Source organism: Streptomyces beijiangensis, from assembly GCF_017315755.1.
GTDB classification, from domain to species: Bacteria; Actinomycetota; Actinomycetes; order Streptomycetales; family Streptomycetaceae; genus Streptomyces; species Streptomyces beijiangensis.
This window is the reverse complement of sequence record NZ_JAFLRJ010000576.1, coordinates 1-4,755: the sequence shown is the minus strand read 5'-3', so window position 1 is coordinate 4,755 and position 4,755 is coordinate 1. Positions and strand designations below refer to the sequence as shown.

The window sequence follows — 4,755 nt, the reverse complement described above, 5'->3', positions numbered from 1 at the left end:
ACCAGCCAGCAGGGGGAGCCGCGAGGGCGCGATCACCCGGGCCGCGCTGCCCGACGGCTCCCCCTGCTGGCTGGTGACCGGCTACAGCGAGGTCCGTTCCGTCCTCGCCGACCCCCGCTTCAGCGCCGACGCCCGCACCCCCGGCTTCCCCTTCCTCTCGCCGGGGCAGCGTCAACTGGCCACCTCCAAGCCCAGTTTCATCCGCATGGACGACCCCGAGCACGCCAGGCTGCGCCGGATGGTCACCAAGGACTTCCTGGTCAAGCGGATCGAGGCGCTGCGCCCCGGCATCCAGTCCATCGTCGACGAGACGATCGACCGCATGGTGGCCAAGGGCCAACCGGCCGATCTGGTCGGCGACTTCGCGCTCCCCGTGCCGTCACTGGTGATCTGCCTGATGCTCGGAGTCCCGTACCAGGACCACGAGCTCTTCCAGTCGCTGAGCCGCACCCTGCTCGACAACACCACCAGCAAGGAGCAGGCCGCCGAGGCCCACCACCAGCTGATGGACTATCTCGCCGGGCTTTCGGCCCACAAGGCGGACCACCCCGGCGACGACATCCTCAGCCGTCTGGTCGCCCGCGACGACCTGGACCCGCAGCAGACCGCATCGCTGGGCTTCCTGCTGCTGGTCACCGGGCACGAGTCCACCGCCAACATGAGCGCGCTCGCCGTCCTGGCGCTGCTGCGCGATCCGGAGCGGGCGGCGCGGCTGAGGGCCGACCCGGCGCTCGTGCCGGGGGCGGTGGAGGAACTGCTGCGCTGGCTGACCATCATCCATCTCGGCCTTGCCAGGGCGGCGACCCAGGACGTGGAGATCGGCGGGCAGACGGTCCGGGCCGGCGACGGGGTCATCTGCATGCTCTCCGCCGCCAACCGGGACCCCGGCATGTTCGGGGGCGAGGGGGCCACCGACCCCGGGGAACTGGACCTGACCAGGGATGCCCGGCGCCACCTGGCCTTCGGCTTCGGCGTGCACCAGTGTCTCGGTCAGCCGCTCGCCAGGGCCGAGCTGCAGATCATCCTGGAGACGCTCCTGCGCAGGCTCCCCGGACTGCGCCCGGCGGCCGGCGAGCAGGAGCTCGCCTACAGCACGGAGAACATCGTCTACGGACTGAAGGCGCTCCCCGTCGTCTGGTGAGCCCGGCTGTGCCGGCCGGCTGCGGCGGCTAGGCCTGCGCGGAAGCCGTGCTCGCCAGCGCCGCCGACAGCTCCAGGGCGATGCCCTGCAGGATCGGCACGATCTTCTCGGTGGCGGCCTCGGTCACGCGGCCCGCAGGGCCTGAGATCGAGATCGCCGCGGCCGTGGGGGAGTTCGGCACCGGCACCGCCAGGCACCGCACCCCGATCTCCTGCTCGTTGTCGTCGACCGCGTACCCCGTGCGCCGTACGAGATCGAGCGCGTCCAGGAAGCCCTCGGGCGTGGTGATCGTCTTCTCGGTCGCGGCCGGCATCCCCGTCCGCGCGAGCAGCGCCCGCACCTCCTCCGGCGGGGTGTGCGCGAGCAGCGCCTTGCCGACGCCGGTGGAGTGGGGGAGCACCCGGCGTCCCACCTCGGTGAACATCCGCATGGAGTGCTTGGAGGGCACCTGCGCGACATAGACGATCTCGTCGCCGTCGAGCAGAGCCATGTTCGCGGTCTCGCCGGTCTCCTCGACCAGCCGTGCGAGATACGGCCGAGCCCAGGTGCCGAGCAGCCGCGCGGAGGATTCACCGAGACGGATCAGCCGGGGGCCCAGTGCGTAGCGCCGATTGGGCTGCTGGCGTACGTAACCGCAGTCCACCAGCGTGCGCATCAGCCGGTGGATGGTGGGCAGGGGCAGTCCGCTGCTGGCGGAGAGCTCGCTGAGGCCGACCTCGCCCCCGGCGTCGGCCATTCGCTCGAGAAGATCGAAGGCGCGCTCAAGGGACTGGACACCGCCGCCGGAGGCAGCGGGCTTGGATGCGTCGGTGGCGCTGGACGTCGGCACGGGCGCGGTTCCTTTCGAGGCGGGCAGGCAGGTCAGCAGCCTATCGGGCAGGGTCCTGCCTACCCCTCGCGTAGATCCCTACATTCTGCACTGCGAAATAGACCTTTCATATTGTGGAAACCTCCAAGGGGCAGGGTCACCCTTGACGGGGACGCCGACCGGCGGGAAGACTCCATCAACAGAATGTTGAATACCGCTGTACGGAAGTGAGGGGCTCGCGTGTCCGAAGTCAACCTTGTACTGCGCTCCACGCGGGTCATCACCCCGGAGGGGACACGGGCAGCCACGGTCACCGTATCCGGCGGGAAGATCGCGGCGCTCCTGCCCTACGACGCCGAGGTCCCGGCGGGGGCACGTGTCGAGGACCTCGGTGACGACGTCCTCCTCCCCGGCCTCGTCGACACCCATGTCCATGTGAACGACCCGGGCCGCACCGAGTGGGAGGGCTTCTGGACCGCCACCCGCGCTGCCGCGGCCGGCGGGATCACCACGCTCCTGGACATGCCGCTGAACTCCCTCCCGCCGACCACCACGCCGGACAACCTGCGCACGAAGCAGGACGTGGCCCGGACCAAGGCGCACATCGACGTCGGCTTCTGGGGCGGCGCGCTCCCCTCCAACGTCAAGGACCTGCGGCCGCTGTACGACGCCGGGGTCTTCGGCTTCAAGGCGTTCCTCTCGCCGTCCGGCGTGGAGGAATTCCCGGAGCTCGACCAGGAGCAGCTGGCGCGCTCCCTCGCCGAGATCACGGGATTCGGCGGGCTGCTCATCGTGCACGCCGAGGACCCGCACGAGCTGGCCGAGGCCCCGCAGAAGAGCGGACCCGAGTACGCGGACTTCCTCGCGTCCCGTCCGCGTGACGCCGAGAACGCCGCCATCGAGGGCCTGATCGCCGTCGCGAAGCGGCTCGACGCCCGCGTGCACGTCCTGCACCTCTCCTCGTCGGACGCGCTGCCGCTCATCGCCGCCGCCAAGCACGAGGGCGTACGGATCACGGTCGAGTCCTGTCCGCACTTCCTCACCCTCACCGCCGAGGAAGTCCCGGACGGGGCAACGGAGTTCAAGTGCTGCCCGCCGATCCGCGAGGCCGCCAACCAGGATGCGCTGTGGGAGGGGCTTGCCGACGGAACGATCGACTGCATCGTCTCCGACCACTCGCCCTGCACCACCGACCTCAAGACCCCGGACTTCGCGAACGCCTGGGGCGGCATCTCCTCGCTCCAGCTCGGCCTGCCCGCGATCTGGACCGAGGCCCGCAAGCGCGGCCACGGCCTGGAGGACGTCGTCCGCTGGATGTCGGCCGCCCCTGCCTCGCTCGCAGGACTGTCCCAGAAGGGCGCCATCGAGCCCGGCCGCGACGCCGACTTCGCGGTGCTCGCGCCCGACGAGACCTTCACCGTGGACCCCGCGGAACTGCACCACCGCAACCAGGTCACCGCGTACGCGGGCAAGACCCTGCACGGCGTCGTGAAGTCGACCTGGCTGCGCGGCGTACGGATCGCGCACGAAGGCGTCCTCGCCGAGCCCACCGGCCACCTGCTCGAAAGGAACAACTGACCGTGACGGCACAGCACTTCACCGGAGACGCGAGCCCCTTCGGCGGCGGCGACCCCTACGCCGACTACCGCACGGGCGACCTCCCCTTCACCGCGCTCGTCGACCTGGCCGACCGCCGGCTCGGCGCCGGTGTGATCGCCGCGAACGACGAGTTCTTCGCCGAGCGCGAGAACATGCTCATCCCCGAGCCCGCGCACTTCGACCCCGAGCGCTTCGGCCACAAGGGCAAGATCATGGACGGCTGGGAGACGCGCCGCCGCCGTGGCGTCTCCGCCGGGCAGCCGCACCCGACCGAGGACGACCACGACTGGGCGCTCGTACGGCTCGGGGCGCCCGGCGTGATCCGTGGCATCGTCGTCGACACCGCCCACTTCCGCGGCAACTACCCGCAGGCCGTCTCGGTCGAGGCCACCTCGGTGGCAGGGTCCCCGTCGCCGGATGACCTGCTGTCCGCCGACGTGAAGTGGACAACTCTCGTCCCGCGTACGGCTGTTGGCGGTCATGCGGCGAACGGCTTCGAGGTCGGCGTCGAGCAGCGCTTCACCCACCTCCGGGTCAACCAGCACCCCGACGGCGGGATCGCCCGGCTGCGGGTGTACGGCGAGGTCGCCCCCGACCCGGCCTGGCTGGCCGCGCTCGGGACCTTCGACGTGGCGGCCCTGGAGAACGGCGGCCAGGTCGAGGACGCCTCCGACCGCTTCTACTCCCCGGCCACCAACACCATCCAGCCGGGGCGCTCCCGCAAGATGGACGACGGCTGGGAGACGCGGCGCCGCCGCGACAAGGGCAACGACTGGATCCGCTACCGGCTCGTGGCCCAGGCCGAGATCCGCGCCGTCGAGATCGACACGGCGTACCTCAAGGGCAACTCGGCGGGCTGGGCGGCGCTTTCGCTGCGCGACGGCGGGACGGGGGAGTGGACGGAGGTCATCGCCAGGACTCGGCTCCAGCCGGACACGAACCACCGCTTCGTGCTGCCGGTGCCGGTGGTGGGGACGGATGTCCGGGTGGACATCTACCCCGATGGCGGGATCTCGCGGCTGCGGCTGTTCGGTGCGCTGACGGAGTCGGGGGCGGCCGGGCTGGCTGCGCGCCACCGGGAGTTGGGCGGCTGACCCCGCCTCGGGGGCTCCGCCCCCGAACCCCCGGTCCTCAATCGCCGGACGGGCTGAAATTTGCCCGGCGAGGCCTGATCGTGTGCGGGCAGAATCAAGCCCGTCCGGCGATT

General features: G+C 71.1%; 4 protein-coding genes. 3 read left to right on the top strand and 1 reads right to left on the bottom strand.

The genetic code is table 11. The features are described from left to right. The coding region (locus J0695_RS37025; RefSeq protein ID WP_206969147.1) for a cytochrome P450 at positions 1-1,141 on the top strand (1,141 nt) is incomplete at its 5' end. A 28-nt stretch (positions 1,142-1,169) separates the two neighbouring features. Here J0695_RS37025 and J0695_RS37020 read toward each other — a convergent pair. Then, positions 1,170-1,970 carry an IclR family transcriptional regulator gene (locus tag J0695_RS37020; RefSeq protein WP_206969146.1) on the bottom strand — a complete coding sequence of 267 codons (801 nt, stop codon included), beginning with the start codon at positions 1,968-1,970 and terminating at the stop codon, positions 1,170-1,172. A 219-nt stretch (positions 1,971-2,189) separates the two neighbouring features. On the opposite strand from J0695_RS37020, the gene allB reads away from it, so the two are divergent. After that, the gene (allB, locus tag J0695_RS37015; protein WP_206969145.1) at positions 2,190-3,527 is read left to right on the top strand and encodes an allantoinase AllB; all 1,338 of its coding nucleotides are present in this window, start codon (positions 2,190-2,192) and stop codon (positions 3,525-3,527) included. Continuing rightward, entirely contained in the window at positions 3,524-4,642 is a 1,119-nt protein-coding gene (gene alc, locus J0695_RS37010; RefSeq protein ID WP_206969148.1) for an allantoicase, read from the top strand. The genes allB and alc overlap by 4 nt, the downstream gene beginning before the upstream one ends. Positions 4,643-4,755 lie beyond the last annotated feature (113 nt).